The following is a 26525-nucleotide window of genomic DNA, read 5'->3' on the forward strand; positions in this document are numbered from 1 at the left end:
GACCAGAAAAGATTCCACTTGCAATATGCTCGCATTTATAGATCATCTGATCAACAATGAAGATCAAGCGATCAATACCCGGGGTTGAGGAGCGCCGGTAGTTTTGGGGGGAGGCACTGAATGAAGGCTCAGGCGGGCGGATATGTCCGGGCAACGGACGTGAGCCATGCGCTCAGAATGCTGGCAGAGGCGGATGGCGCCGGGCGGGTTCTGGCCGGCGGTCAAAGCCTGATTGCAGCGATGAACATGCGTCTGTCGACCGGCGACATGCTGGTCGATATCTCGCGACTGGCGGAACTGTCGGGTGTCACGGATGACGGCGACTGCCTGCGTATCGGCGCGCTGACACGGCATGTGGATATCGGTCGCGATCCGCTAATCCGCCGCTTCGCGCCGCTGCTGAGCGAGGCTGTTGATCACATCGCCCACGCCGCGATCCGTAACCGAGGCACCATTGGCGGGGCGCTGGCCCACGCCGACCCGGCGGCCGAATTCCCTGCCGCGATCCTCTGCCTTGATGCGACTCTGCACATTCAGGGGCCGGATGGCACCCGCAGCGTTGCGGCCGGGGATTTCTTTGTCGATGTCTTTACCACCGATCTGCAAGAGGGCGAGATCCTGATCGCGATCACACTGCGCAAATGCGCCCAGGGCGAACATCAGGTGCTGGAGGAGGTCGCGCGGCGTTCGGGTGATTATGCGCTGGCGGGCCTCTGCCTGATCCGCCGATCCAGCGGGCACCGGGTCGCGCTGTTATCCGTCGGCGCAACACCGGTTCTGGCCACCGGCGCGATGGCCGCGCTGGATACAGGCACGGTCGATGAGGCGGTCGCCGCGCTGAAGACCGAGATTGATCCGCCATCGGACACTCAGGCAAGCGCCAGCTACCGCAAGCATTTGGCGGGTGTGCTGCTGCGCCGCGCCGTGGCACGCATCGAAGGAGGCCAGCCATGAGCGACAGTTTCCGCGCCAAAGTGGACATCGCGCTGACGGTGAATGGCGAACCGGTTGAGGCACGTGTGCCTGCCGGGCGCCATCTGATCGATTTTCTACGCCTGGATCTGGGGCTGACCGGCGCACATGCCAGTTGCGAGCACGGCGTTTGCGGTGCCTGTACCGTGCGGGTCGACGGCGATGCGGTGCGCGGCTGTCTGACGCTTGCCGCGCAACTGGACGGGTCCGAGGTCTGGACGGTCGAGGGGTTGTCAGACACCGCCGAAATTCGCGTCCTTCAGGACGCCTTTGTCGCTCGCAACGCGTTGCAATGCGGATTCTGCACCCCCGGAATGCTGGTTGCCGCGCAAGAGCTGCTGCATCGGCGGCCAATCCCTGATCGCGCCGCGATCCGCGAGCATTTGTCGGGCAATTATTGCCGCTGCACAGGGTACGAGGCCATTGTCGACGCGGTCGAAGACACGCTCCGCAAGTGTGCAGATGAGGACATGGCATGACCCTGAATTTTGGCAATCCCAACCGTCCGAATTCGTATATCGGCAAGACGGTCCCACGGCCCAACGCGCCCAAACTGGTCGAGGGGCGGGGCCGCTATGTCGACGACATCACACTGCCGCGTATGGTGCATGTGGCCTTTGTCCGCTCGCCCTTTGCCCACGCTCGTATCACCGGCATTGACACAACCGAGGCGGAGGCTGCCAGAGGTGTTTTGCGCGTGTTCACCGGCGCGGATCTGGCCGCAGTTTGCACGCCGTGGGTTGGCGTTCTCGCGCATCTCAAGGGGCTGAAATCACCGCCCGAACATCCAATGGCGGTGGATCGCGCGTGCTGGGTTGGGGAACCTGTGGTGGCCGTGGTGGCGACGTCCCGCGCAGCGGCCGAGGATGGTGCCGCGCTGGTGGATGTCGACTATGATCCGCTGCCGGTCGTCACCGACATGATGACCGCGCTGGACAAGGACACTCCGGTGCTGCACCCGGAAATGGGTGACAACCTTGCCTTTCGGCGCCAGCATGAAGAGGGGGATACCGACAAGGCCTTTGCCACAGCGCACAAGGTCGTCTCGGCCCGGTTCACCACTGCGCGCCATACCGGCGTGACGCTGGAACCGCGCTCGATCCTTGTTGATTGGAACCCGGCAGACGGGCAGATGACGGCCTATCACGCGACGCAGGCGCCACACATGATCCAGACTGTGCTGGCCAAACACCTTGACCTGCCCGAGGGTCGCGTGCGGGTGATTTGTGGCGATGTCGGCGGCTCTTATGGGATCAAGGTGCATGTCTACCCCGACGAGGTCGCCACAGCCGCGATTGCCAAGGTCATGGGCCGCCCGGTCAAGTTCATCGCAGACCGGCTTGAGAGCTTTACCACCGATATCCACGCCCGCGATCATCAGATCGAGGCGAAGATTGCGGTGGATGAGACCGGTAAGATCCTTGGCTTTGACGTTGATGACTGGACGGCGATTGGGGCCTATTCGGTCTATCCGCGCACCTCGGCGATGGAGGGCAATCAGGTGGTGAACCTCTGCGGTGGGCCCTACGATTTTGCCAATTACCGCGCCAGCACCACGGTTGTGTTCCAGAACAAAACGCCGACGTGCCAGTATCGCGCCGTCGGTCACCCGATTGCGGTGGCGATCACCGAAGGGTTGGTGGACATGGCGGCGGCCGAATTGGGCATCGACCCGGTCGAGATCCGCCGCCGCAACATGTATGCTGACGATGCGTATCCCGTCACCTCGCCTGCCAAGATGCGGTTCGAGGGGCTGTCGCATCACGCCTCGATGGACAAGCTGCTGTCGCTGATGGATTACGACGCGCTGCGCGTCGATCAGGCCGAGGCCCGCAAGCGCGGCGTGCATCGCGGCATCGGCATCGCCAGTTTTATCGAGCTGACCAACCCGTCGCCGTTTATGTACGGCATCGGCGGGGCGCGGATTTCGGCGCAGGATGGCTGCACCGTGCGGATGGACCCGGACGGGTCGATTGTTGCGCTGTCCGGCGTCACCGAACAGGGGCAGGGGACCGAGGCGATGCTGTCCCAGATCGTGGCCGAAGGCGTTGGCGTGTCCCCCTCAAAGGTGCGTATCATCACCGGCGATACGCAGGTCACGCCCTACGGCGGTGGCACATGGGCGTCGCGCGGCGCTGGCATCGGCGGCGAAGCGGCGTTGCGGTCGGCGATGGCGCTGCGCGACTCCATCCTCGATGTGGCGGCGGCGATGCTGCAATCGGACAAATCGAAACTCGATATCCGTGACGGAGAGGTTGTGGATGCCGACACTGGCGCGTCGCGCATGCCGCTCGAAGAGTTGGGCCGCATCGTCTATTTCCGGGGCGATACCCTGCCCAAGGATCTGCCGCGCGAGCTGGTGCAGACCCGGCATTACATCACTTCAGAATATCCCTTTGCCTTCACCAACGGGGTGCAGGCCAGCTATCTTGAGGTCGATACCGACACCGGTATCGTCACGCTGTTGAAACACTGGTGCGTCGAGGATTGCGGGCGCATCATCAACCCGCAACTGGTGGACGAACAGATCCGGGGCGGCATCGTGCAGGGTCTGGGTGGCGCATTGTTCGAGGAAATCCATTATGACGCCGAGGGTCAGCTTCTGAACGGGTCGATGGCGGATTACCTCGTGCCGATGGCAGCAGAAATGCCCGATATGATCATCGGCCATGTCGAAACCCCAACCAAGGAAAGCACCCTTGGCGCCAAAGGCGCCGGTGAGGCGGGAACTGCCGGGGCACCCGCTGCCGTGATGAATGCGATCAACGATGCGTTGCGCCCCTTGGGCGCGCAGGTGACCCATATGCCCTTTACGCCCGAACGCATTCTGCGGGCGCTGGGGACCATTGACGACTGAAACCATAACGGCGTGCGAGGAGGCATGCCGATCCAGGGAGGATAACCATGAAATTCACGACATTTACCGCAGTGACAGCCTTGAGCATCTTTGGCGCGGGCTTTGCCGCAGCGCAGGAACAGATCACCGTCAACATCGGCTCATCGCACCCCGAGGCCAACATCTGGGTCTATGCGATGAAGAACACCTTTCAACCCGAGGTGAACCGCATTCTGGCGGAAAAAGGCGAATATCAGGTCAACTGGAACGAGGCCTATGCCGGCACGCTGTATAAATTCACCGACACGCGCGAGGCGGTGATGGACGGCATCGTCGATGTTGGCATGGTTGGCACGGTCTGGGAGGGGGCGAACATGCCGCTTCAGAACGTGACCTATTTCTCGCCCTTTGCCACGTCCGACCACAAGATGATCATCGAGATTTTTGACGATCTCAGCCAGAACCTGCCGGAACTTGCCAACAGCTGGTCCGAGAATGGCATGGTGCATCTGTCGTCGCTGATCACCGACAGCTATGACATCTATGCAAACTTTCCAGTCAACACGATGGCTGACCTGCAGAATCGCAAGCTGAACGCGCCTGGTACTTCGGCCAACTGGCTGCAGGGCACGGGTGCGACCCCGGTCGATGGCGCGCTGACCACCTATTACACCAACATCCAGACCGGCGTGACCGAGGGCACGCTGTCCTTTGCCTCTGGCATCCTGCCGACCCGCGTATACGAGGTGGCACCGGAACTGACCCGCGTTGGCATCGGGTCGATGTATTTTGGTGGCATCGCCGCGAACGAGGATTTCTTTGACGGTCTGCCCGCCCCGGTCCAAGAGGCGTTTCGCGGCGCGGCCAAGGCTACGTCGGCGGCACATGGCGATTACGTCGCCGATCTGGCCGCCCGTGCCATGGTGGAAATGCAGGCGGCGGGTCTGACTGTGCACGATCTGCCCGAAGCAGAGAAAACCGCCTGGGTCGAAGGGCTGCCGAACATTATCGAGCCCTGGCTGGAACAGACCGGCGATGCGGGTAAAGTGGTGCTCAAGGCGTATTTTGACGCGCTGCGCGCCCATGGTGCGACACCGCTGCGCAACTGGGACGACGGGCTCTGATTCCGTCTGAACTGTAAATTTGCGCCCGTCCGGACCTCCGGGCGGGTATTGTCACTCCCCAGCCAACCATCGAGCGAGCCAGCATGAGCCAGGACGAAACCGCAACAGCCGATCCCAGTTTTGTCCCGCGCTTTTCCGAGGCGCCTGTGGGCGCGGTGCTGGGGGGCGTCGCTGCGGTGATGTCGTCGATCGGGACGCTGTGTATCGGTGGGTTGATGGCGCTTGTCGTGGCCGATGTACTGGGGCGAAACTTTTTCAATGCGCCGATCACCGGCGTGGCCGAAATTGCGGCGCGCACGGTTGTGGCGATCGTATTCCTGCAAGTCGCCGCCGCGATCCTGCAACGGCGCCTGACGCGGGCGGATTTTCTGGTACGTCGGCTTGAACGCGCTTCGCCCCGGCTGGTGTTGCTGCTTGAGGCGCTGTTCGCGCTGTGCGGGGCGGTGGTGTTTGCACTGATCCTCTGGGCATCCTGGCCCAAGATGATGGACGCCTGGACCGGCGCAGAATTTTTTGGCGTGCAGGGCGTGTTCACGATCCCCACCTTTCCGTTCCGCGCCATCACGGTGCTGGGCTCTGCCGTGGCGGCTCTGTCAGCACTCTATCGCTGCACCGAAGAGATCCGCAGTTTTCAAAGGGGCGCACAATGACAACGCTTGCCATTGGGTTCCTGCTGATTGCGGTGCTGATTGCGCTGGTTCTGCTGGGTATGCAGATCGCCTACGCCCTGTTCGGCGTTGCCTTTGTCGGGATCTGGATCATCCGCGACAACATGGGGCTGGCCTTCAGGATGCTTGAACTGACCGCCTATAGCGGAATTGCCGATTATCTGTTTGCGACGATCCCGCTGTTTGTATTGATGGGGTTGCTGGTCAGCGTGTCCAACGTCGGGCGTGATACGTTCGAAGTGGCCGAGGAACTGCTGCGCCGCATGGTCTGCGGGCTGGGCGTGGCGACGGTTGCGGCGAACACGATCTTTGCCGCCGTCACGGGCGTTTCCATTGCCTCGGCTGCGGTTTTCACACGGGTGGCCGTGCCTGAGATGACGCGCCACGGCTATCGCCCGGCATTTGCTGCCGGAACAGTGGCGGGGTCATCCGTGCTGGGCATGCTGATCCCGCCAAGCCTGCTGCTGATTATCTACGGCGTGCTGGCAGAGGTGTCGATTGGCGGCATGTTCATCGCGGGTATCCTGCCGGGGATCATGTTGGCGCTGGGCTTTGTTGCCATGCTGATCGGCGTCACAATGCTGTTTCCCGGCTTTGTGCTGACAGATCCAGAGGCGGCGCGGGTACGTCGTCTGGACCGCGAATTCGTGAAGATGCCACTCCCGGTCATGGCCGCCAAGCTCTTTCCCATCGTGCTGTTGGTGTTGCTTGTGCTGGGCGGGCTTTACACCGGGTTCTTCACCCCGACCGAGGCCGGCGGCATCGGTGCCTTTGGCGCGCTGATCGTGGCATTGTCGCGGCGGTCGCTGGACCGGCACCGCCTGTGGGAGGTGATGAAGCAGACCGGCGTCATCTCGGTGTCGATCCTGCTACTGCTGATCGCAGCCAGCTTTTATTCGCGAATGCTGTCGATTGCCGGGCTGCCCAACGCCATTGCCGGGCTGGTGCAGGGATCGGGCTTTGGCCCAATGGGATTCCTGTTCTTTTATGCGGTGATCATCCTGCTGATGGGCATGATCCTCGATTCCACGTCGATCCTGCTGATCATGGTGCCGATTGCCGCCCCGATCGCGCAGGGGATGGGGATCGACCTTAGCCATTTCGGTATTGTCACTGTGCTCGCGGTTGAGATCGGGTTGCTGACGCCACCCTTTGGCATATCGGTGTTTACGGTCCACAACACGCTGAATGATCCCAATGTTTCTGTCGAACAGATCTTTGCGGCGACGCTGCCGTTTATCGCGGTGATGCTGGCCGTACTGGTTCTGGTGGCACTGTTCCCGGCCATTTCGACCCTGTTCCTCTAAGGGGTTCCTTTGGCGGTTGAGGTACGCAGACCCTACTGCGGGTCAGTGAAATGACAGGTGTTTCTACATGCCCAGGCGCGTTTCGATGTGCCAGATACGGTGGCATCCTGCCGCATTTGTTCGTCTGCCGCGCGGAAAACCAAGTTTCTATTATTAATAGACATGCGCTTGTCGCCGTGTCACAAAATCGAAACACGAAAAGAGGTAAGGACCCCGGGTGGGCCAAAGCCCTGAATTTTCGTCTTTTCTTGCAGCAGGGAGTTGCACATGAACCGCACCGTCGCATTCGCCACCACGGCGCTATATGCCGTAGTGAGTGTCACACCGGGCTTTGCCCAATCCATGGATGAACTGGTCGCCGCCGCCGAGGCGGAAGGAACGCTTACCACTATCGCGCTGCCACATGACTGGTGCGGCTACGGTGCCGTTATTGACGGCTTCAAGGCCAAGTATCCCGGCATCGCCGTGAACGAACTGAACCCCGATGCCGGTTCCGCGGACGAGCTTGAGGCCATTCGCGCCAACATGGGCAACACCGGCCCGCAGGCCCCTGATGTTATCGATGTTGGTCTGGCCTTTGGTCCTGCCGCGCAGGACGAAGGTCTGGTGCAGCCTTACAAGGTGTCGACCTGGGATTCGATCCCAGACAGCGCCAAGGATGCTGACGGCCATTGGTACGGTGACTACTACGGCGTGATGTCGTTCATCGTGAACACTGACATGATCGACAACGTGCCCACCAGCTTTGCCGATCTGCTGAAGCCGGAATATGTTGGTGCCGTTGCGCTTGCCGGTGATCCGCGCGCGTCGAACCAGGCAATCCTGGCCGTGCTGGCCGCAGGCATGTCGCGCGGCGCAGAGCCGGGTGAGGCCGCTGCCAAGGCGGGTCTTGAGTTCTTTGCAGAACTGAACGCCTCGGGCAATTTTGTCCCGGTCATCGGCAAGGCTGGTACGCTGGCACAGGGAACCACGCCGATTGTGATCGAGTGGGATTACAACGCGCTGGCGGCCCGTGATACGCTGGCAGGTAACCCGCCGGTCGAAGTGATCGTGCCGTCCGACGCGGTTCTGGCCGGGGTGTATGTGCAGGGCATCAGCGCCCACGCGCCGCAGCCCAACGCCGCCAAGCTGTGGATGGAATACCTTTACTCCGACGAAGGCCAGCTGGGCTGGCTATCGGGCTATTGCCACCCGATCCGGTTCAACGATCTGGCCGCACGTGGTGTCATCCCGCAAGAGATGATGGACGCGCTGCCTCCGGCCGAAGGCTATGCCGCCGCCGTATTCCCGACGCTTGATCAGGTCAACGCCAACCGTGAAACGGTTGTGTCGGGCTGGGATCAGGTTGTCGGCGCGAACGTGCAGTAACCTATTGTGACCACCGCGAACCCCGGCCTGTTGGTCGGGGTTCGCCATGAACAGGACTACGATATGGCAGAAAGCTTGCGCGCACGTGCGCTGACCTGGGCGGGGCTGCTGCCGTTCGCGATCTTCGCGATCCTGTTTCTGATCCTGCCCACGCTCTATATCGTTGTCGGGGCCTTTCGTACGCCCGAAGGGGCTTTTACCTTTGACAACATCATTGGTCTGAACACGCCGTCGATCCGCAATGCCTATTGGGTGTCGATCAAGGTCAGTTTTCTGTCGTCGCTTCTGGGATGTGCCTTTGGGTTTGCTATCGCCTGCGCGATCACGCTGGGCAGTCTGCCGCGTGCCGTGCGCGGGCCGATGACCACCTTTTCCGGCGTCGCATCGAACTTTGCCGGGGTGCCGCTGGCCTTTGCCTTTATCGCGACCATCGGCCCGGCGGGCCTGATCACCATGTATCTGCGCACCGAGTGGGGCATAAACCTGCGGGTCTATGGCTGGAACCTGCTTAGCACCTGGGGTCTGATCATCACCTATCTGTTCTTTCAGATCCCGCTGATGATCCTGATTATCACGCCGGCGCTGGACGGTCTGAAACGGGAATGGCGCGAGGCGGCCGAGGTGCTGGGCGCCACCGGGCTGCAATACTGGCGCATGGTGGCGCTGCCGATCCTGTTTCCGTCGATCCTGGGCACCATGGCACTGCTGTTTGCCAATGCCTTCGGCGCTGTGGCCACGGCAATCGCGCTGACCGGGCCGTCGCTGAACATCGCGCCGATCCTGCTGTATGCGCAGATCCGTGGCGATGTTCTGGGTTCTCCTAACCTTGGTTATGCGTTGGCGTTTGGCATGATCGTGCTGACCGGGGCGGCCAACACACTGTATATCGTGCTGCGGATACGGTCGGAACGGTGGCTGAAATGAACAAGCTTTTCGCCTGGATCGCCTTTTTGTTTGGCGTGACTTATTTTATCCTTCCGATGATCGGGATGGCCGAATTCTCGCTGTCGATGCGGCGCGGGGTGTATTCGCTGGATGCCTACAAGGTGGTGCTGGCGGATCCGCAGTTTCAGGCCACATTCGGCTATTCGGTGATGATGGCTGTGGTGACCATCGCCTTTGGCATCCTGCTGGTGGTGCCGACGGCCTTTTGGGTCCGGCTCAAGCTGCCAGAGGTGCGCCCGTGGATCGAATTTATCACCCTCTTGCCGCTGGTCATTCCTGCGATCGTCGTCGTTTTTGGCTACATTCGCCTCTACAATACATCTAGCTGGCTGCCGATGACCGGTTCGGTTCTGGGCACCAATATCCTGCTGATGTTTGGCTATGCCATGCTGTCGCTGCCATATATGTACCGGGCGGTTGATACGGGGTTGCGCTCGATCGACGTGGTCACGCTGACCGAGGCTGCACAGAGCATGGGCGCGGGTTGGGGCACCATTCTGGCGCGGGTGATCCTGCCTAATGTGCTGCCGGCTGTGATGTCGGGCGCATTCCTGACATTTGCCATCGTGATCGGCGAATTCACCATGGCGGCGCTGCTCGACCGTCCAGCCTTTGGGCCTTATATGCAGATCCTGGGGGCAAATCGCGCCTATGAACCTGCGGCGCTGGCTGTGATCGCCTTTGCGATCACCTGGGCCTGTATGGGGCTGATCCAGCTGGTCACACGCTTTTCCACACATACGAGGGCAAACGCCTGATGGCCTTTCTCGATCTCACTCACCTGGAGAAATCCTTTGGCGCAAATCATGTGGTCAAGGATTTCACCCTGAACATCGAACAGGGCGAATTTGTATCGCTGTTGGGCCCGTCGGGCTGTGGCAAGACCACAGTGCTGCGCATGGTCGGCGGGTTCGAAACACCGTCTGCCGGGGGCATCACCATCGACGGGCGCGATGTGACCGGGCTGCGGCCCAATCAGCGCGACATCGGTATGGTGTTTCAGGCCTATGCGCTGTTTCCCAACATGACCGTGGCGCAGAACGTCGCCTTTGGCCTCAAGGTTGCTGGTGTCGCGCGGGCCGAGCGTGAGGCGCGGGTCAAAGAGATGCTGTTACTGATCGGCCTGCCGGATCTGGGCGGGCGCTATCCGTTCCAGATGTCGGGGGGGCAGCAGCAGCGGGTTGCACTGGCGCGGGCACTGGCGGCGCGGCCCAAGGTACTGTTGCTGGACGAACCGCTGTCGGCGCTGGATGCCAAGATCCGCGTCAGTCTGCGGGCTGAAATCCGCGAGATCCAGAAACGTCTGGGGATTACCACGATCTTTGTCACCCACGATCAGGAAGAGGCGCTGTCGATGTCCGATCGCGTCGTGGTGATGAATGGCGGCAAAGCGGAACAGATCGGTGTTCCGTTTGAGATTTACAATGCGCCTTCTACCCGCTTTGTCGCCGGGTTTGTCGGCACGCTCAACACCTTTGACGCCGTGGTGACGGACCCGGCCAACGGTGGGGTGACGCTGGACGGAACGGCGCTGTCGCTGGGGCGTGCACTGGACGTGTCCAAGGGAAAAACCATCGGCATCGCCCTGCGCCCCGAGGCCGCGCGTCTGGGCCGCGACCCCTCGCGTGAGGCGGTTCTGCCCGCGACGATCACTGCCGTGCAGTTCATGGGCGCGGTGGTCAGGATCACAGCGCAGGTTGGCACGGCGTCACTGGTGCTGGACACCTTCAACCGGGTGGATTCCCCGCCGCCGCCCGTCGGTACCAAGACTGAGATCAGCGTCGCCGCACGGGATTTCATCGTCCTGTCAGCTTAGCGGGCGTCTTTGGCCGAGTGCCTGACCTGCAATCGGGCATATCCTTGGTCGGCGTGAACGCGCAGCTTATACTGCGCTGACAAGGCACCAGCCCAGAGCTGCGGACAGCATCAGAATCCAGCCGATCCCCAGATGATACCGCAGCAAGAGCACACCACAGAGCAGCGACAACATGGCAGCGCGCCAGTCCAGTGACGCAAGCTCGGGGCGCCAGAGCGTCACCGGGCCGATCGTTGATTGCGCGACCTCTCGACACAGCACATGCAGGCCGAACCAGACCGATAGATTTAGGATGACACCGACAACAGCCGCCGTGATCGCCTGCAACGCCCCCTTGAGGCGTGGTTGCGCCGCGATCCATTCGATGTAAGGGGCTCCGGCGAATATCCACAAAAAGCAGGGCACAAACGTCACCCAGAGCGTGACCGCCGCCCCACCGAGGGCGATGCCGTACCCCCCAGCACGAAAAGCGGCGATATAGCCAACAAACTGCGTCACCAGGATCAGCGGGCCGGGTGTGGTTTCCGCCAGACCTAGGCCGTCCATCATCTCGTCCGCGCTCAGCCAGCCAAAGCCGGTCACCACATCCTGCGCCATATAGGCCAGAACGGCGTAGGCACCGCCAAAGGTGACCACCGCCAGCTTGGCAAAGAACACGCCGATCTCGGACAGGACAGCGTGGTCGGTGACGGTGTCCAGCATCGCCAGCGGCAGCAACCAGATCAACAGGCCCAGGGTGACCGTAGCCGCGGTCCGGCGCAATGAGATGTGGACCGGGGCAGCAGCCTCTGGGACGGCCCTGCCAAAGAAGGCACCATACAGACCCGCGATCAGGATAATCAGCGGATAGGGCAGTGCCAGAAAGAAGATGCCGACAAAGGCCAGACCGGCTAGAATCCAGTGATCCCACCCGATGAGCGCACGACGCGACACCCGCAGCAGCGCCTCAAGGACAATTGCCAGAACCGCCGCCTTGACGCCCAGAAACAGCGTCGCCATCAGCGGCACATCCCCGTAGGCCACATAGAGCGCGCCCAGAGCCAGCATTACCAACGCCCCCGGCAGCACAAACAACAGCCCCGCGCTTAGCCCGCCCCGAACGCCATGCAATCGCCAGCCGGCATAGGTGGCCAGTTGCATCGCTTCGGGGCCGGGCAGCAGCATGCAAAAGCTAAGCGCGTTCAGAAACCGCTGTTCAGAGAGCCAGCCTTTGTCCTCGACGATGATCTTGTGCATCAGCGCGATCTGCGCTGCCGGCCCGCCAAACGACAACACCCCGATCCGGGCAAAGGTGGCCAGGCTTTCGCGCGCGGGAACAGTGCCTTTGGGGGAGTAGGGGTCCGTCATGGTTCAGATCCGCTGTTTTTTGCGTCGAGGCGTCATGTCATTGCGGGTATCGGGGCAACGCTTCCGCAGCAATATGGCGGTGGCCGGGCCGCCTGTCAGATCGCCATCCCATAGCGTTGATGCAGTGCCTCTAGGTGCCCCGGCAACCATTGCGGCGGTGCGTGGTGTTGCCAGAACGCCCAGAGTTCGGGGTAACTGAGTGCGGCAAATGTTGGCGTCGCGTCGGCCACACGGTCGGCGAACTCAGCGATCTCGCGGCGGTGGGCGGCAAAGATTGGATCGCATTCCGGATTGGCTGGCTCCCAATACAGATACAACAGCGTCACCGGTCGGTCACCAAAGCAGCGGGCCAGACCGAAGGCGTGTTTGATCAACTGCGCAGCGTCCAGCCGTGCGTAGCTGTCAGGGGCCTCTCTCAGGCGCAGCATTTCACGGAAATAGCCCTGAGTGCGGCGAAAATCGGTGATCTGATCCCGATAGGCGTCGGAAAACGCGGCGCGGTGGCGACCCAGCATTTCCGTTAGCTTGGATTCCACGCCGACGACGCTGGTGGCCCCTTCAAGCACAAGATCTAGATTGGGCGCGCGTCCGCCCCGCAATCCGGTCGGACATTTGCGTTCGAACTGCAACCGGGTGAAATCCTGCCCCAAGGGCAGCACCAAATCCGACAAACGGCTGCGAAAGGGTGCAAAGCAATTTACCGCCAGAGCAGACGAGGAATGTGCGGCGCGAAACTTGGTCGCCAGCTCATTGCCATCCCCGGCTTCTAGGTCGGCCTCGAAATCTGCGGGGGACACCAACGGCAAGAGATTGTCGAGATAGGATGCGGCATATCCCTTGTCATCAACGGCTCCTTGCGGGTGCATTTGTTGCAAAGCGTGCGACAGCGCGCCGAGGGTGCGGGGCCGGATCGACCTGGGCGAGAGGGAAGATGAGTTCATGGAGGGCATGCGACCTGAATAAAACGGGATTGTCCCCAGTCTGCCGATCCAGTCGGTCCGCGCCAGTCATTTTATGAGATGCGATTAATCGGGCCGATACATGGCCCCATCCTGCAACAACCGTTGCCCCAACCCATCACAGGCCCGCGAAAAGTTTTGCGGCCCCTGAGTTTCCCGGGGGAATCGTTCTATGTACTGCCGCATGACAGATCTGCGCACCCAAATCGAATCCTGGAAACAGACTCGCCTCGCGGCCATTGCCACCGATGTGGGGCATTTTGTCGTCTTTGCGGTGCGCCGGTTCTTTGCCGAGCGCATGAACAATGCGGCGGCGTCGCTGACCTATTCCACGCTGCTGGCGCTGGTGCCACTGCTGGTCATTGCCTTTGCAATCCTGTCCAGTTTTCGCGCCTTTGACGCGGTCAAAGAGCGCATGCAGGCGGTATTCTTCAACGCTGTTGTCCCCGAGGCAGGGGCGGCTATTTCGGACTATCTGTCGAACTTTACCCAGAACGCCAGCAATCTGACCACCATCGGCGTTGTGGCGCTGGCGGTGGCGGCAGTTCTGCTGCTGTCAACGGTAGAGGATACGTTGAACCGCGTCTGGCATGTCGAACGTCCGCGCCCGATACTGGTGCGTTTTTTGATTTTCTGGGCCATTCTCACGCTGGGTCCGCTGCTGATCGGGGCCAGCTTTACCCTGTCGTCTGACCTGATGAAGTTTGCCAACACGTCGGATCTGCTTACCTTGGGGATTCAGGCCGAGGTGGTGAAAAGCGGCTCTTGGATCCTGGAAAGTCTGGCTGGCTTTGCAATCAATATCGTTGGCTTCACGGCGCTGTTTGTTCTGGTTCCGGCGCGGCGGGTGCGGATTCGGCACGCGCTGATTGGCGCAATCTTTGCGGCGGTGTCCTTTGGTATTCTGGGCTGGGGCTTTAACCGCTTTCTCACCTCTGGATCCAGTTATGAGACGATCTATGGTGCCGTTGCTGCGGTGCCGGTCTTTCTGGTGTGGATCTACACCTCGTGGATGGTGATCATTCTTGGGGCGGTTTTTGCCGCGTCTTTTCCCGACTGGTGGCTGGCGCGGTCGGGTGTTCTGGGGGTGACGCTGCGGCCCTCGGACCGGCTGGAAATCACCATGAGCGTTCTGGCCAAATTGTTGCAGCACGCCAAAACTGGCGGCGTGATCGACGAGGAAGAGCTGGTCACGGCTGCGCCGCTGAATGCGCGAAACGAGGTCCTTGATCGGTTGCGCGACACCGGCTATGTGGTCGAAACCGATGAGGGATGTCTGGCGCTTAGCCGCGATTTGCATGCCACCACGATGCGCGAACTGGCGGTGGATTTGGGTCTGGCACTGGGCGTTGATCCGACGCAGCCCGGCGTTTTGCCGGACGAGGTGACGCGGCAACTGGTTCGAGAAACCGCTGAGACCCGGCGCCTGCTGGTCCAACTGCACAAGGCCGAAGCGCAGATACTGGATATCTCGGTGGCGCAAGCGATCCTTGCCTCGCAGGATGTGACAGCGGCCTTGCCTGCGTCCGCCGCGCAAAAGGATTAAGTCCCGAACAGACGCTGGATTTTCCCTTTTCGACGGTTTGCGTGCAATGCTCAGCGGATAGAGTGATTAGCTCCGCTTCTACGCTGATCATGTCGCGCGGTATCGTCGCCAAGCCTTTACAGACTGGATATATTTTGCACGCTTGCCCCGATCCGGCACCTCAGACCAAATGGCGAAAGCCGACGATCAGTTGCCGCAGCCCCAGTGCAGCGCCGGCCACAATCGCGGCCAGCGTCACCGGCCCGCTGAGGGCCAGAACTGAAAACGCCGACAATCCCTGACCGATGCTGCATCCGACTGCGACGACGGCTCCGACGCCCATCAGTCCGGCGCCCAGAATCTGGCGGCGCAGCTCGCGCGGGTCTTCGCAGGCCTCCCACCGGAACTGGCGGCGCAGCAGGCTGCCCAGAAACGCGCCCGCGAGGACGCCAGTGACCGATCCGATGCCAAAGGTCAGATGGTTGCCCGAGGATGTCATCGTATAGAGGATGGTCTGGCCGACTGGCGCCGAAAACGTGTGTGACATGACCGGTGTGTCTGCGAAACCGTGCGAAGCGACCCAATAGGTTCCAGCCCACCCCGACGCCACGGCAAGTCCCACCACCGCCGCCCACAGGAACCGCGACAGTCGCACCGGGCCGCTTCCGATCAGAAGCGCGAGCAGCACAAGGCCGACCGCCACGCCGATGAATTCTGGTGAGAGGCCGCTCAGGTCTGCCGTCAGATGCGCGATGCCGGGCGGGGTTGTTGATCCGTCGGGCTGAAACAGCACCACGCGCAGCGCCGCCAGGGGCCCGTTGAGCGTGGCATATGCCGACACGCCCATCACCAGAACGATGACAAACGATCGCAGATCGCCGCCGCCCAGCCGCGCCAGCGCGCCGTAACCGCAATTGCCGGCCAGGGCCATGCCATAGCCAAACACCAGCCCGCCGACGATGCTGGCCAGCGGCGACCAGCCTTGCGACAGATAGAGCGTTGTCCGCAGGTCCAGAAATCCTGCCAACGCCAGCCCAAAGGTCAGGACAATCGCCACGCCAATCGCGACTCCCCACATCCGCGCCCGGTCGCTGTTGCCGCCATAGAGCAGATCCTCGATCGCGCCGAGCGTACAGAATCGCCCAAGCCGCGCCGCAAGACCCAGCAGCATCCCGCCACCGAATCCGATCACTGCAATCAGCAGCGGCTCTGAGATATGGTCCAGCAAAATGGCGCGCCCCTCCTCCGGGCGACCGGCAGGTCTGAGGTATCGTCAGTCCCGCCTGCAAAACAGATCATAGACCACTTCCATGATCTGGCGTGGCCGGTCATCGGCCAGTCGATAATATATCGCCTTGCCATCCCGTCGCGGCGTCACCAGCCCTTCGAGGCGCAGACGTGACAATTGCTGTGACACGGCCGCCTGCCGGGCCGACAGCAGATCCTCGAGCTCGGTCACTGATTTTTCGCCCGAGGCAAGATGGCACAGGATCATCAACCGACCCTCGTGGCTGATCGCCTTGAGAAAGTTTGCCGCCGCCATGGCATTTTCCGCCATCTTGTCAAGCTCTTCGGCAGAAGAGGTGGTGTCGAAAACCGGTAGGGCCAAAGGGTGCGTTTCCTCTAGTTCGTTCAGCAATGGGGTCGTCCGTCAAACGGTCAATGCTGCGATGACCAGATCCCGCTGGTGATCAACGTCACAGCCACCCGCCGCCCTGGACCAGCCCTGTTATGATACAACGTAATTTGAATATATGAATAAGACAAGTTCGACCGTGTTGTGGCGCCGCAATTGGCGGGCATTGTGCCGCGTGTGCCGGGAATTTGCGCGCGATCATTGCGATGGCGGGCAGGTCGGATAAATCATAAAATTCATGTTTTTGAATTTGTAGTTGCGTATTTACGTTTGCCTGCGCTAGGCTATACCACGGTCGACATGTATCGGGAGGGCACATGAAACGGTTCACCACCAGTTTGATTGCGATGGGGCTGTCCACGACAATCCTGTCTGCTGAAGAAATCGCACCGACTGCGGTTGCATTCGATTCGGGTGCCATTGCACAATCGCTGTCAGGCCAGCCCGGAGACCCCGCCAGCGGTCGCAAGATCATGGGCAGCCGGTCGGACGGCAATTGCGTCGCCTGCCACGAAATTTCGGCCATGGCGGACGTGCCGTTCCAGGGCAATATCGGACCCATCCTTGATGGGGCCGGTGATCGTTGGAGCGAAGGCGAGCTGCGCGGTATCGTGGCCAACGCCAAGATGATGTTCGACGGCACGATGATGCCGTCCTTTTACAAGACCGAAGGCTTTGTCCGGCCCGGCAAGGCCTTTACCGGCAAGGCTGCGGACGACACATTCGGCCCGCTTCTTTCGGCCCAGCAGGTCGAAGACGTGGTTGCCTATCTCGTGACACTCAAGGACTGAGGCGCGGGTCGCCGGTTCAACAGACAGGAGGCTTTCGACATGGAGCTGACAAGACGCAACGCACTACTGCTCGGCGCCGGGGTCTTTGTGGCCTTTGGCCTGCCGTATCGGGCGCAGGCCGCCACGGACGAGGCGATTGCCGCCTTTACCGGCGGTGCCAGTGTGGCCGACACCGGAATCACCCTCACCGCGCCCGAGATTGCCGAAAACGGCAATACCGTTCCGATCGAGGTGGATGCCCCCGGCGCCACAGAAATCCTCGTGCTGGCGACCGGCAACCCGGTGCCGCCGGTGGCGACGTTCAAATTTGGCGCTCTGGCCGGTGCGCAGCAGGCATCGACCCGCATTCGCCTGGCGAAGACGCAGGATGTGATTGCCATTGCCAAGCTGGCCGACGGTTCGTTTGCGCAGGCGTCCAGCATGGTCAAGGTCACCATCGGCGGCTGCGGCGGCTGATCAGGCACAGGGAGAAGAGACATGGCATCAGATGTAAAACCCCGGGTCAAAGTACCCAAAAGCGCCGCCGCGGGTGAGGTCATCACCATCAAGACGCTTATCAGCCACACGATGGAATCTGGTCAGCGCAAAGATGGTGACGGCAATGTTATTCCGCGGTCGATCATCAATCGCTTTACCTGCGATTTCAACGGTGAGAACGTGATTGACGTGACGCTTGAACCCGCGATATCGACCAACCCGTATTTCGAATTCCAGGCGACGGTTCCCGAAGCAGGCGAATTTGCCTTTACCTGGTACGACGACGACGGCTCGGTCTACGAAGACAAGAAATCGATCACGATCGGCTGAACGGTACCGTTTCAGTGCCGTTTCTGGGAGGAACAGGATTATGAAGAGATTGTCAGCGATCACCGGCGCGGTCGGGGTGCTTATGGCCTCGGTCACGTTTTCCGTCGCGGATCCGGCGGACGACACGCTGGAGTTGAACGAAGAGATACCGATGGTGACGCGCACCGCAGCACCACCGCATCTGGCCGATACATTCGACGAGGTGTTGTCGGGCTGGCTGTTCCGCGGGGTCGAAACGCGGGTCATGCAGGCCGACGATTTCGACAATCCCGGCATGATCTTTGTCGAAAATGCCGAAGAGGACTGGAACACCGTCGATGGTTCCGAGGGCAAGTCATGCGCCAGCTGTCACGGTGCATCCACCGAGATGGCAGCGGTGCGTCCGACCTATCCCAAGTGGAACGAGGCTGCGGGCGAAGTGCGCACGTTGGAGATGCAGATCAACGATTGCCGCACCACCCGCATGGGGGCCGAGGCATGGAAATACACTGGTGGTGATATGGTCGACATGACCGCGCTGCTGTCGTCTGTGGCGCGTGGCCATCCGGTTAACGTCGCCATCGACGGCCCGGCGCAATCCACGTGGGAGGCGGGCAAGGAGTTGTACTACACCCGCACCGGCCAGCTCGAATTGTCCTGTGCAAATTGCCACGAGGATAATTTCGGCAACATGATCCGTGCTGACCATCTGAGTCAGGGTCAGATCAACGGTTTCCCGACCTACCGGCTAAAGAATACCAAGCTGAACGCCGTGCAAGACCGCTTCAAGGGCTGTATTCGTGACACCCGCGCCGAGACGTTCAACCCCGGCAGCCCGGAATTTGTCGCGCTTGAGCTGTATGTCGCCTCGCGCGGCAACGGACTGAGCGTCGAGGGTCCGTCGATCCGCAACTGACAAGATGCAAAAGGCCCCCGCCGCGCGACGGTGAGGGGCCTTTTTCTACTTCAATTCATTCAATAATTCGAATGTATGTGTGATATAGAGGTGCCAAAATGATCTCTCGGCGTGATTTCCTTCAGACCAGCATGGCGACCGCCGCGCTTTATGGCGGTTCGGGCTTTGGCAACTGGTCACGGCTCGCGGCGCAACAAAGTCTGACACAGGATCAGTTGTTGCAGTTCGATACCTTTGGCAACGTATCGCTGATCCACATCACTGATATCCATGCGCAGATGAAACCGCTGTATTTTCGCGAACCGTCGGTCAATATTGGCGTGGGCGCGAACCGGGGGCAGGTGCCGCATCTGACTGGCGAAGATTTTCGCAAGCTATACGGCATCGACGACGGCAGCCCGTCGGCCTATGCGCTGACCCATGACGATTTCAGCGCGCTGGCACGCAGCTATGGCCGCGTCGGGGGACTTGATCGTGTCGCCACGGTCGTCAACCAGATCCGCGCTGATCGGCCTGACGCGCTGCTGCTGGATGGCGGAGACACCTGGCACGGCAGCTATACCTGCTACCACACGCAGGGGCAGGATATGGTCAACGTGATGAATGCGTTAAAGCCTGATGCGATGACCTTTCACTGGGAGTTCACGCTGGGAAGCGACCGGGTGGCCGAAATTGTGCAGGGCTTGCCGTTTGATGCGCTGGGCCAGAACATCTTTGACGCCGAATGGGACGAACCGGCCGAGCTGTTCCCGCCCTATAGTTTCTATGAAACTGGCGGGGTCAAAGTGGCGGTGATCGGTCAGGCGTTCCCATATATGCCGATTGCCAACCCCGGCTGGCTGTTCCCGGAATATTCCTTTGGTATCCGTGACGAGCACATGCAGCAGATGGTGGATGAGGTTCGTGCCCAAGGGGCTGAACTTGTGGTCTGCCTGTCACACAACGGTTTTGACGTCGACAAGCAGATGGCGGGGATAGTGAGCGGCATTGACGTAATCCTGTCGGGCCACACCCATGACGCGCTGCCAGAACCGGTGCTGGTGGGTGAAACGATCATCGTGGCATCTGGATCGAACGGCAAATTCGTGAGCCGCGTTGATCTGGATGTGCAGAATGGCCGGATGATGGGATTCCGTCACAAGCTGATCCCGATCCTGTCCGACGTGATCGCGCCCGACCCGGCATTGACCGCGCTGATTGATGAACAGCGTGCGCCCTATATCGCCGAGCTGAGCGAAGTGATCGGCACCACCGCCGACGACACGCTGCTGTACCGGCGCGGTAATTTCAACGGCACCTGGGACGATCTGATCTGCGACGCGCTGTTGTCGGAACGCGAGGCCGATATCGCCCTGTCGCCGGGTGTACGCTGGGGGCCGTCGATCCTGCCCGGTCAGGATATCACCCGCGAGGATATATTCAACGTCACCTCGATGACATATGGCCAGGCCTATCGTACGGAAATGACGGGCGAATTCCTGCATGTTGTGCTCGAGGATGTGGCCGACAATCTGTTCAACCCCGATCCCTATTACCAGCAGGGTGGCGATATGGTGCGCACGGGCGGTCTGGGCTACCGCATCGACGTAACCAAGCCGCAGGGCAGCCGTATCACCGAGATGACGTTGCTGCGCACGGGTGAGGTGATTGATCCGACCAAGTCCTATGTCGTGGCCGGCTGGGCCAGCGTCAATGAGGGGACCGAGGGTCCGCAAATCTGGGATGTGGTCGAAGACCATATTCGAAAACTTGGCACAGTGACCTTGGACCAAAACACCAGCGTCGAAGTGATCGGCGCCTGACACCGGACTGACGGCGGGCGCTGGGTGGCCTCGTCGTTTTTTAGGGGCTTATTTATTCACATAGTCGAATGTTATGATGCGAAAGGAGGCAAAGATGAGCCAGGATAGCAACAGCGGCACCTCGCGCCGGGCATTCCTGAAGGGAACGTTGGCCGCCGGTGGGACCATCGCGGGCGCGGGCATTGCGCAGGCCGCCGATCCCGATCCACTGATCACGCAGGTGCAACCGTGGGCGCAGGGCTTTGGCGACGGTGTGGATGCGACGCCCTACGGCATGCCCATCGAGTTCGAGGGCGATGTGATCCGTCGCAATGTCGAGTGGCTGACGGCGGATACGATCTCTTCGATCAACTTTACACCGATCCACGCGCTGGATGGGACGATTACACCGCAGGGCTGCGCGTTTGAGAGACACCATTCTGGCGCAATCGAGCTGCGCAAGGATGACTACCGCCTGATGATCAACGGTCTCGTCGACCGTCCGTTGGTGTTCACCTATGCCGATCTTGAGCGGCTCCCGCGCGAAAATCAGGTCTATTTCTGTGAATGCGCCGCCAATTCGGGCATGGAATGGGCCGGGGCGCAACTGAACGGTGCGCAGTTCACCCACGGCATGATCCACAATATGGAATATACCGGCGTGCCGCTACGGACCTTGTTGCAAGAGGCGGGGTACGACACTTCGGCCAAATGGGTCTATGTCGAAGGGGCGGATGCGTCGTCAAACGGGCGGTCGATCCCGATCGAGAAGGCGCTGGATGACATTTTGGTCGCGTTCAAGGCCAATGGCGAGGCGCTGCGCAAGGAACATGGGTATCCCGTCCGCCTCGTCGTGCCGGGATGGGAGGGCAACCTGTGGATCAAGTGGCTGCGCCGGATCGAAGTCACCGACACCCCGGTAGAGAGCCGCGAAGAAACGTCGAAGTACACCGACACCATGGCAGATGGCACCAGCCGCAAATTCACCTGGGCGATGGATGCCAAATCGGTTGTGACCTCACCCAGCCCGCAGGCGCCGATCCGGCATGGTGTCGGGCCCTTGGTCATCACCGGGCTGGCGTGGTCCGGGCGCGGTGCGATCACCCGGGTGGATGTGTCCCGCGATGGTGGCAAAACATGGGAAACAGCCCGCCTGGCCAAACCAGGGGAAAAGATGGCTCTGACGCGGTTCTACCTCGACACCGACTGGGACGGCCAAGAGATGTTCCTGCAATCGCGGGCCATGGATGACACCGGCTATGTCCAGCCAACCAAAACCCAGTTGCGCGGCGTGCGCGGGTTGAATTCGATCTACCACAACAACGGGATCCAGACATGGTGGGTCCGCACCAATGGGGAGGCTGAAAATGTCGAGGTTTCCTGAAACCTGTGCCGTGATTGCGGCGCTGCTGTGTAGCGGGTCTGCTATGGCGCAAACCTATGGTCTGGGGCGCGCGGCTCTGCCCGAGGAGATTGCCGCATGGGATCATGATATCCGCCCCGACGGCACCGGCCTGCCGGTGGGATCAGGTGACGCCCTGACCGGAGAGCCGATCTTTGCCGAGAAATGCGCCGCCTGCCATGGCGATTTTGCCGAAGGGATCGGCAACTGGCCCAAGCTGGCCGGTGGCGCAAAAACGCTGGATCATGACGATCCGCTGAAAACGGTCGGGTCTTACTGGCCATATGTGTCGACCGCCGTGGATTACGTCAAACGGTCGATGCCTTTCGGTGATGCCGGCACGCTGAGCGACGACGAGGTCTATGCGCTGGTCGCCTATATCCTCTATTCCAATTTCCTGATCGAGGATGACTTTGTTCTGTCGAACGACACCGTGGATCAGGTCGAGATGCCCAATGCCAACGGGTTCTTTATGGATGACCGGGTTGCGGTGGAACATGCGCTTTGGGTGGGTGAACCCTGCATGACCGGGTGCAAAGACACGGTTGCGGTGACGATGCGCGCGCGTGTTCTGGACGTGACGCCAGACCAGGTTGCCCCGACGCCCGAGGTCGCCACCAATGCAGACGCTGCTGAGGACGCGGCACCGACACCAGACCCCGCAGTGATCGCAGAGGGTGAAAAGTTGTTTCGCAAATGCAAGGCGTGCCATCAACTGGGCGAAGGCGCCAAGAACCGTGTGGGGCCGGTCCTGACCGGTATTGTGGGACAGCCGGCCGGAGCGGTGGACGGGTTCAAATATTCCAAACCGATGATCGACGCTGCATCCGACGGGCTGGTCTGGACCGAGGATCAGCTGGCGGCGTTTCTGGCCAATCCGCGAAAATTCCTCAAAGGCACCAAGATGTCATTTGCCGGATTGAAATCCGAGGCTGATATCGCCGCCCTGGCGGCCTATTTAAACAGCGTTGACTGATAGTTCGCCGCTCGGTGGCCCCGGCAGTGGCGGGGGGCGCCGTGAAGTTCGGTCAGAGGTCGGCGACAAAGCGGTAGGTGCTGTCGCGCCGCTCGACCCGGCCGATACCCCCCTGGGTCAGATGAAAGCCAATCAATGGCGTCTGCTCATGCGCAAGCTGGTCCAGTAGCGCCACCCGTGTGATCGCCGCCTGCGCCTGATTCTGATCCGACCCGGTGGGCCAGTCTGGCCGCTCAAACGCGACGTGATGGTTGCCGATGCTGTCGCCAACGATCATCGCCGCGTCAGTGCCGGATCGGATTTCGAATGCCATGTGACCGGGCGTGTGGCCATAGGTGGCGCGTGCTGCAACGCCGGGCAGGATCTCGTCCCCGTCGTCAAACAGGGTGATTGCATCTTCGATCATCGCCAGTCGGCGCTGTGATCCAACTGCGACGGCAACGCGTTCCGCACCAATGGTGTCGACCGTCTGTGGATCCATCCAATAGGCCCATTCCGTGCGACCGATCTTGTAGGTGGCATTGGGAAACAGCGGATCATCAAAATCATCCAGCAGCCCCCAAAGGTGATCAGGATGGGCATGGGTAAAGACAATATCGGTGATGTCGTCAGGATTTAGGTCCAGCGCCGCCAGCGTGTCGACCAGACGCCCCGCGCCGGGGTCAAAATGCGGACCGGAACCAACGTCAAACAGCACGGTGCGTGGACCATCCCGCATCAGGGTCACGTTGCAAGGCGGGGTCAGGATATCGGTTGGCAGATTGTAGCGCGCGATAATCTCGGCCAGAGGTTGCTGTGGCATTGGGTCAAAAAAGAACCCTGTCGGCAGCGACAGAAACCCGTCGCTCACGGTGCTTAGCTCGATTGAGCCAAGGTTCAGGCTATTGGCCGCGACGGCGTGGGATGGCGACAGGCTGACGGCTGCGACCCCGGCGGCGCAGGCGCTGCCAGTGGCAATAAAGCGACGGCGGGTCAGGGTCATACTGCGCGTCCTATAATAATTCATGCCTTTGAATATGACCAAATTCCAGCAGTTGGCAAGGTTTGTGTCCGGCCGGGATCATGCGCTGCGGATCGGCTCTGCCATCTGGCGCATTATGTCCAGAAACAGCCGTTGCGCCCGCGTCGGCAGCCAGCTTTTGCGCGTTGTCAGGCCGATGGCCCGTCCGCTCCAAGCGGCATCCACATCGAGCCGAATCAGCAAGCCGCGCGCAATCTCGGCCTTGGCTTGCTGGCCCGAGACGCAGCCCAGAAAATTCCCCAGCGATAGCGTCTCACGCATCAACAGGATGGATCCGGATTCGATGGTGCTGGCAGGGGGCTCACCGCAGGCATCGCCAAAGAACGCGTCGAACTGGGCGCGCAGCGGCGCGTCCGCGCGTGGTACAATCCAAGGGTAGCCGGTCAATTCCTTGGGGCCCAGCCCGCGGAGCGCCGCCAGCGGGTGTCCGGGGCGGCTGACAATTGCCAGTCGGTCGTCGAACAGCGGTTCCTGCCGCACGTCGCCGATCGGGGCGGGGTAGCGCAACGCACCGACGATCACGTCAATTTCTCCGCGGCGCAACCCGGCCAACAGGCTGTCGTAAGGCCCATCGAATACCTTAATCGGCAGGGTCGGGCGCTGCTCGCGAAACGCCGCCAGCGACTGCGGCAGCAACACCGAGCGCGAAAGTGGCAGTGCGCCAACCACGATCCGACCGCCCTCGCGGCCTGCATGTTCGGCCAGATCCGCCTCGGCCTGATCAAGCTCGGAAAACGCCAGCCGCGCGGCATGGGCCAGCGTGTTGGCGACCGGCGTCGGGATCAGCCCCTGCACGGCGCGACGAAACAGCGTGCGCCCGGTTTCGGTTTCCAATTGCGTCACCGCCCGATGCACCGTCGGCTGAGCCAGACCAAGACGGCGCGCGGCCAGGGTAAAATTCTCGGCCTCGCATACCGCAATCAATGCCCGCAACTGCGCTGTCGTAACCGTCAGCGGCAGGCGTGGCGAAAGATCGGCCAGTTTTGGGTCCAATAGCGAAAAGGCGCGCCGCACACGATCCGCGAACACATCCCCCCGGTCTGTCAGGAAAAACCCGCGCCGCGTGCGCTCGAACAATCGCCCGCCTGCCTGCGCTTCGATCCGGGCCAGTGCCTGCGTCACTGCAGGCTGGGTGACGTTGCAACGCGCTGACGCAAGCGTGACTGAGCCAAGTTCGGCCACTGCCAGAAAACAACGAAGATGCCGCAGGTTACGCGCAATCATGCGACAGACGTTAGTAGGACAGCAGATGCCATCCACACCGTTTTGCCATCTGGCGCAACGCTATCAGATCCAGCGCGCCCCTCTCTGCGCTTCGCGCTGACAGCGGTATTGGTTGCGTATGGCATGGTGCGGCCTCTACAGGAAACCCCGTTCACAGGGTATTACGTTTCACCAGCCGGTATAGCCATAACTTATGCTATTGCACGGGCTTTAAAATTGAACTCTGCTGAATCCCTGTGCAGAGTTTGCACGAGCTTTCGTTCAGGGGAGAAACCGATGCCAGCCACCAAATCCGCACTTGTCGTTTCGGCACATGCTGCGGATTTTGTCTGGCGTTGCGGCGGCGCCATCGCGCTCCATGCCGAGCTGGGCTATCAGGTTACAGTGTTGTGCTTGTCGTTTGGCGAACGCGGAGAAAGCGCGAAACTGTGGAAGCAAGACGGCATGACCCTTGATCGGGTCAAGGATGTGCGCCGCAAAGAGGCGGAAAATGCCGCAAAGGCTTTGAGTGTTCACGACCTGATCAGCCTTGATCTGGGGGACTATCCGCTCGACTTCACGCGCGAGAACAAGATGAAGATCGTTGACGTGATCCGTAAGGCGCAGCCAGCCTTTATGTTCAGTCATTCGAAATACGACCCCTACAATACCGATCACATGAACACGACGCAGGCGGTGTTGGAATGCCGGATGATCGCGCAAGCCTGGGGCCACAATCCGGGCGAAGAAGTGCTGGGCGCGCCGCAGCTCTATCTGTTTGAGCCGCACCAGACTGAACAGATGGGCTGGAAGCCGGACACGTTCCTCGACATCACTCCGGTCTGGGCGAAGAAACGCGACGCTGTTGAGTGTATGCAGGGTCAGGAGCATCTATGGGAGTACTATACGCGGGTCGCTGAACAGCGCGCGAACCATTTCAAGCGAAATTCAGGGGGCCAGTCCGGTGGGCGCGATTGTAAATATGCCGAAGGGTATGAATCTATCTTTCCGCGCACGGTCGATGAGCTTTAGGGCGGCAAACGACGGCATGGGTCACTTACGCGGGATGCTGTAACGCTCTATCACAGAGGGCCTTAAGCATTCGGCAAGCCTTGCGTCAATAAAATTGATGTTGGTCATGCGAAG

The 26525-nt window shown here is 60.9% G+C and carries 25 protein-coding genes; 19 read left to right on the forward strand and 6 right to left on the reverse strand.

The genetic code is table 11. From position 1 onward, the window contains the following. Window positions 1-120: 120 nt before the first annotated feature. The 10 genes from IMCC21224_RS04760 to IMCC21224_RS04805 all read left to right on the forward strand — a co-directional run bounded on the left by IMCC21224_RS04760 (window position 121) and on the right by IMCC21224_RS04805 (window position 11036). Complete coding sequence (locus IMCC21224_RS04760) at window positions 121-954, forward strand: xanthine dehydrogenase family protein subunit M (RefSeq protein ID WP_047994372.1); 834 nt, start codon at window positions 121-123, stop codon at window positions 952-954. After that, window positions 951-1451 (forward strand): (2Fe-2S)-binding protein, encoded by a 501-nt coding sequence (locus IMCC21224_RS04765; RefSeq protein WP_047994373.1) that lies wholly within the window; start codon window positions 951-953, stop codon window positions 1449-1451. The genes IMCC21224_RS04760 and IMCC21224_RS04765 overlap by 4 nt, the downstream gene beginning before the upstream one ends. Beyond that, window positions 1448-3829 (forward strand): xanthine dehydrogenase family protein molybdopterin-binding subunit, encoded by a 2382-nt coding sequence (locus IMCC21224_RS04770; protein WP_047994374.1) that lies wholly within the window; start codon window positions 1448-1450, stop codon window positions 3827-3829. The genes IMCC21224_RS04765 and IMCC21224_RS04770 overlap by 4 nt, the downstream gene beginning before the upstream one ends. Before the next feature lie 47 nt (window positions 3830-3876). Then, window positions 3877-4932: a C4-dicarboxylate TRAP transporter substrate-binding protein gene (locus IMCC21224_RS04775; protein ID WP_047994375.1), complete on the forward strand. Its 1056-nt coding sequence runs from the start codon at window positions 3877-3879 to the stop codon at window positions 4930-4932. Between the two features lie 83 nt (window positions 4933-5015). Further along, on the forward strand, window positions 5016-5582 hold the full coding sequence (locus IMCC21224_RS04780; protein WP_047994376.1) for a TRAP transporter small permease subunit: 567 nt from the start codon (window positions 5016-5018) through the stop codon (window positions 5580-5582). Continuing rightward, window positions 5579-6907 carry a TRAP transporter large permease gene (locus IMCC21224_RS04785; protein ID WP_047994377.1) on the forward strand — a complete coding sequence of 443 codons (1329 nt, stop codon included), beginning with the start codon at window positions 5579-5581 and terminating at the stop codon, window positions 6905-6907. Before IMCC21224_RS04780 ends, IMCC21224_RS04785 begins: the two co-directional genes overlap by 4 nt. 267 nt (window positions 6908-7174) lie before the next feature. After that, window positions 7175-8275 (forward strand): ABC transporter substrate-binding protein, encoded by a 1101-nt coding sequence (locus tag IMCC21224_RS04790; RefSeq protein WP_156178127.1) that lies wholly within the window; start codon window positions 7175-7177, stop codon window positions 8273-8275. Between the two features lie 63 nt (window positions 8276-8338). Beyond that, a complete protein-coding gene (locus IMCC21224_RS04795; protein WP_047994379.1) occupies window positions 8339-9199 on the forward strand; it encodes an ABC transporter permease subunit in 861 nt (286 codons plus the stop codon). Beyond that, the gene (locus IMCC21224_RS04800) at window positions 9196-9978 is read left to right on the forward strand and encodes an ABC transporter permease (protein ID WP_047994380.1); all 783 of its coding nucleotides are present in this window, start codon (window positions 9196-9198) and stop codon (window positions 9976-9978) included. Before IMCC21224_RS04795 ends, IMCC21224_RS04800 begins: the two co-directional genes overlap by 4 nt. Continuing rightward, window positions 9978-11036 (forward strand): ABC transporter ATP-binding protein, encoded by a 1059-nt coding sequence (locus tag IMCC21224_RS04805; RefSeq protein WP_047994381.1) that lies wholly within the window; start codon window positions 9978-9980, stop codon window positions 11034-11036. The genes IMCC21224_RS04800 and IMCC21224_RS04805 overlap by 1 nt, the downstream gene beginning before the upstream one ends. A 66-nt stretch (window positions 11037-11102) precedes the next feature. Here IMCC21224_RS04805 and chrA read toward each other — a convergent pair whose 3' ends face one another. Then, window positions 11103-12383 (reverse strand): chromate efflux transporter, encoded by a 1281-nt coding sequence (gene chrA / locus IMCC21224_RS04810; RefSeq protein ID WP_047994382.1) that lies wholly within the window; start codon window positions 12381-12383, stop codon window positions 11103-11105. 95 nt (window positions 12384-12478) lie between these two features. Further along, window positions 12479-13324, reverse strand: coding sequence for a hypothetical protein (locus IMCC21224_RS04815; RefSeq protein WP_047994383.1), 846 nt, complete (start codon window positions 13322-13324; stop codon window positions 12479-12481). 202 nt (window positions 13325-13526) lie between these two features. On the opposite strand from IMCC21224_RS04815, the gene IMCC21224_RS26385 reads away from it, so the two are divergent. Continuing rightward, a complete protein-coding gene (locus IMCC21224_RS26385) occupies window positions 13527-14888 on the forward strand; it encodes a YihY family inner membrane protein (protein ID WP_197089165.1) in 1362 nt (453 codons plus the stop codon). A 160-nt stretch (window positions 14889-15048) separates the two neighbouring features. Here the strand turns inward: IMCC21224_RS26385 and IMCC21224_RS04825 are convergent, their stop codons facing one another. Continuing rightward, the gene (locus IMCC21224_RS04825; protein WP_047994384.1) at window positions 15049-16095 is read right to left on the reverse strand and encodes a YeeE/YedE family protein; all 1047 of its coding nucleotides are present in this window, start codon (window positions 16093-16095) and stop codon (window positions 15049-15051) included. A gap of 45 nt (window positions 16096-16140) precedes the next feature. Continuing rightward, complete coding sequence (locus IMCC21224_RS04830; protein ID WP_047996874.1) at window positions 16141-16476, reverse strand: helix-turn-helix transcriptional regulator; 336 nt, start codon at window positions 16474-16476, stop codon at window positions 16141-16143. A gap of 344 nt (window positions 16477-16820) precedes the next feature. On the opposite strand from IMCC21224_RS04830, the gene soxX reads away from it, so the two are divergent. The 7 genes from soxX to IMCC21224_RS04865 all read left to right on the forward strand — a co-directional run bounded on the left by soxX (window position 16821) and on the right by IMCC21224_RS04865 (window position 23155). Then, window positions 16821-17294: a sulfur oxidation c-type cytochrome SoxX gene (gene soxX / locus IMCC21224_RS04835; RefSeq protein ID WP_047994385.1), complete on the forward strand. Its 474-nt coding sequence runs from the start codon at window positions 16821-16823 to the stop codon at window positions 17292-17294. A gap of 39 nt (window positions 17295-17333) precedes the next feature. Next, window positions 17334-17750, forward strand: coding sequence for a thiosulfate oxidation carrier protein SoxY (gene soxY / locus IMCC21224_RS04840; protein WP_047994386.1), 417 nt, complete (start codon window positions 17334-17336; stop codon window positions 17748-17750). Window positions 17751-17771: 21 nt separating this feature from the next. Then, complete coding sequence (gene soxZ / locus IMCC21224_RS04845; protein WP_047994387.1) at window positions 17772-18101, forward strand: thiosulfate oxidation carrier complex protein SoxZ; 330 nt, start codon at window positions 17772-17774, stop codon at window positions 18099-18101. Between the two features lie 82 nt (window positions 18102-18183). Beyond that, window positions 18184-18996 (forward strand): sulfur oxidation c-type cytochrome SoxA, encoded by an 813-nt coding sequence (soxA, locus tag IMCC21224_RS04850; protein WP_369796040.1) that lies wholly within the window; start codon window positions 18184-18186, stop codon window positions 18994-18996. Window positions 18997-19094: 98 nt separating this feature from the next. Then, a complete protein-coding gene (gene soxB / locus IMCC21224_RS04855) occupies window positions 19095-20798 on the forward strand; it encodes a thiosulfohydrolase SoxB (RefSeq protein WP_047994389.1) in 1704 nt (567 codons plus the stop codon). A gap of 94 nt (window positions 20799-20892) precedes the next feature. Further along, complete coding sequence (gene soxC, locus IMCC21224_RS04860) at window positions 20893-22161, forward strand: sulfite dehydrogenase (protein ID WP_047994390.1); 1269 nt, start codon at window positions 20893-20895, stop codon at window positions 22159-22161. Further along, window positions 22145-23155 carry a c-type cytochrome gene (locus IMCC21224_RS04865; RefSeq protein WP_047994391.1) on the forward strand — a complete coding sequence of 337 codons (1011 nt, stop codon included), beginning with the start codon at window positions 22145-22147 and terminating at the stop codon, window positions 23153-23155. The genes soxC and IMCC21224_RS04865 overlap by 17 nt, the downstream gene beginning before the upstream one ends. A 52-nt stretch (window positions 23156-23207) precedes the next feature. On the opposite strand, the gene IMCC21224_RS04870 is transcribed toward IMCC21224_RS04865, so the two are convergent. Together IMCC21224_RS04870 and IMCC21224_RS04875 are read right to left on the reverse strand one after the other, a co-directional pair. Beyond that, window positions 23208-24137: an MBL fold metallo-hydrolase gene (locus tag IMCC21224_RS04870; RefSeq protein ID WP_047994392.1), complete on the reverse strand. Its 930-nt coding sequence runs from the start codon at window positions 24135-24137 to the stop codon at window positions 23208-23210. Between the two features lie 78 nt (window positions 24138-24215). After that, window positions 24216-25400 carry a LysR family transcriptional regulator gene (locus IMCC21224_RS04875; RefSeq protein WP_047994393.1) on the reverse strand — a complete coding sequence of 395 codons (1185 nt, stop codon included), beginning with the start codon at window positions 25398-25400 and terminating at the stop codon, window positions 24216-24218. Window positions 25401-25676: 276 nt separating this feature from the next. On the opposite strand from IMCC21224_RS04875, the gene IMCC21224_RS04880 reads away from it, so the two are divergent. Then, on the forward strand, window positions 25677-26411 hold the full coding sequence (locus IMCC21224_RS04880; protein WP_047994394.1) for a PIG-L deacetylase family protein: 735 nt from the start codon (window positions 25677-25679) through the stop codon (window positions 26409-26411). Window positions 26412-26525: the final 114 nt, after the last annotated feature.

It is taken from the genome of Puniceibacterium sp. IMCC21224 (assembly GCF_001038505.1).
GTDB lineage: Bacteria > Pseudomonadota > Alphaproteobacteria > Rhodobacterales > Rhodobacteraceae > Puniceibacterium.

Bases quoted from the DNA above. Each gene is read 5' to 3' on its own strand.
- IMCC21224_RS26385 (WP_197089165.1), top strand. From the start codon at position 13,527: ATGACAGATCTGCGCACCCAAATCGAATCCTGGAAACAGACTCGCCTC.
- IMCC21224_RS04760 (WP_047994372.1), top strand. From the start codon at position 121: ATGAAGGCTCAGGCGGGCGGATATGTCCGGGCAACGGACGTGAGCCAT.
- soxZ (WP_047994387.1), top strand. From the start codon at position 17,772: ATGGCATCAGATGTAAAACCCCGGGTCAAAGTACCCAAAAGCGCCGCC.
- soxY (WP_047994386.1), top strand. From the start codon at position 17,334: ATGGAGCTGACAAGACGCAACGCACTACTGCTCGGCGCCGGGGTCTTT.
- IMCC21224_RS04780 (WP_047994376.1), top strand. From the start codon at position 5,016: ATGAGCCAGGACGAAACCGCAACAGCCGATCCCAGTTTTGTCCCGCGC.
- soxB (WP_047994389.1), top strand. From the start codon at position 19,095: ATGATCTCTCGGCGTGATTTCCTTCAGACCAGCATGGCGACCGCCGCG.
- IMCC21224_RS04800 (WP_047994380.1), top strand. From the start codon at position 9,196: ATGAACAAGCTTTTCGCCTGGATCGCCTTTTTGTTTGGCGTGACTTAT.
- IMCC21224_RS04875 (WP_047994393.1), bottom strand. From the start codon at position 25,400: ATGATTGCGCGTAACCTGCGGCATCTTCGTTGTTTTCTGGCAGTGGCC.
- soxX (WP_047994385.1), top strand. From the start codon at position 16,821: ATGAAACGGTTCACCACCAGTTTGATTGCGATGGGGCTGTCCACGACA.
- IMCC21224_RS04775 (WP_047994375.1), top strand. From the start codon at position 3,877: ATGAAATTCACGACATTTACCGCAGTGACAGCCTTGAGCATCTTTGGC.
- IMCC21224_RS04765 (WP_047994373.1), top strand. From the start codon at position 951: ATGAGCGACAGTTTCCGCGCCAAAGTGGACATCGCGCTGACGGTGAAT.
- chrA (WP_047994382.1), bottom strand. From the start codon at position 12,383: ATGACGGACCCCTACTCCCCCAAAGGCACTGTTCCCGCGCGCGAAAGC.
- IMCC21224_RS04795 (WP_047994379.1), top strand. From the start codon at position 8,339: ATGGCAGAAAGCTTGCGCGCACGTGCGCTGACCTGGGCGGGGCTGCTG.
- IMCC21224_RS04865 (WP_047994391.1), top strand. From the start codon at position 22,145: ATGTCGAGGTTTCCTGAAACCTGTGCCGTGATTGCGGCGCTGCTGTGT.
- soxC (WP_047994390.1), top strand. From the start codon at position 20,893: ATGAGCCAGGATAGCAACAGCGGCACCTCGCGCCGGGCATTCCTGAAG.
- IMCC21224_RS04785 (WP_047994377.1), top strand. From the start codon at position 5,579: ATGACAACGCTTGCCATTGGGTTCCTGCTGATTGCGGTGCTGATTGCG.
- IMCC21224_RS04770 (WP_047994374.1), top strand. From the start codon at position 1,448: ATGACCCTGAATTTTGGCAATCCCAACCGTCCGAATTCGTATATCGGC.
- IMCC21224_RS04880 (WP_047994394.1), top strand. From the start codon at position 25,677: ATGCCAGCCACCAAATCCGCACTTGTCGTTTCGGCACATGCTGCGGAT.
- IMCC21224_RS04790 (WP_156178127.1), top strand. From the start codon at position 7,175: ATGAACCGCACCGTCGCATTCGCCACCACGGCGCTATATGCCGTAGTG.
- soxA (WP_369796040.1), top strand. From the start codon at position 18,184: ATGGCCTCGGTCACGTTTTCCGTCGCGGATCCGGCGGACGACACGCTG.
- IMCC21224_RS04815 (WP_047994383.1), bottom strand. From the start codon at position 13,324: ATGAACTCATCTTCCCTCTCGCCCAGGTCGATCCGGCCCCGCACCCTC.
- IMCC21224_RS04805 (WP_047994381.1), top strand. From the start codon at position 9,978: ATGGCCTTTCTCGATCTCACTCACCTGGAGAAATCCTTTGGCGCAAAT.
- IMCC21224_RS04870 (WP_047994392.1), bottom strand. From the start codon at position 24,137: ATGACCCTGACCCGCCGTCGCTTTATTGCCACTGGCAGCGCCTGCGCC.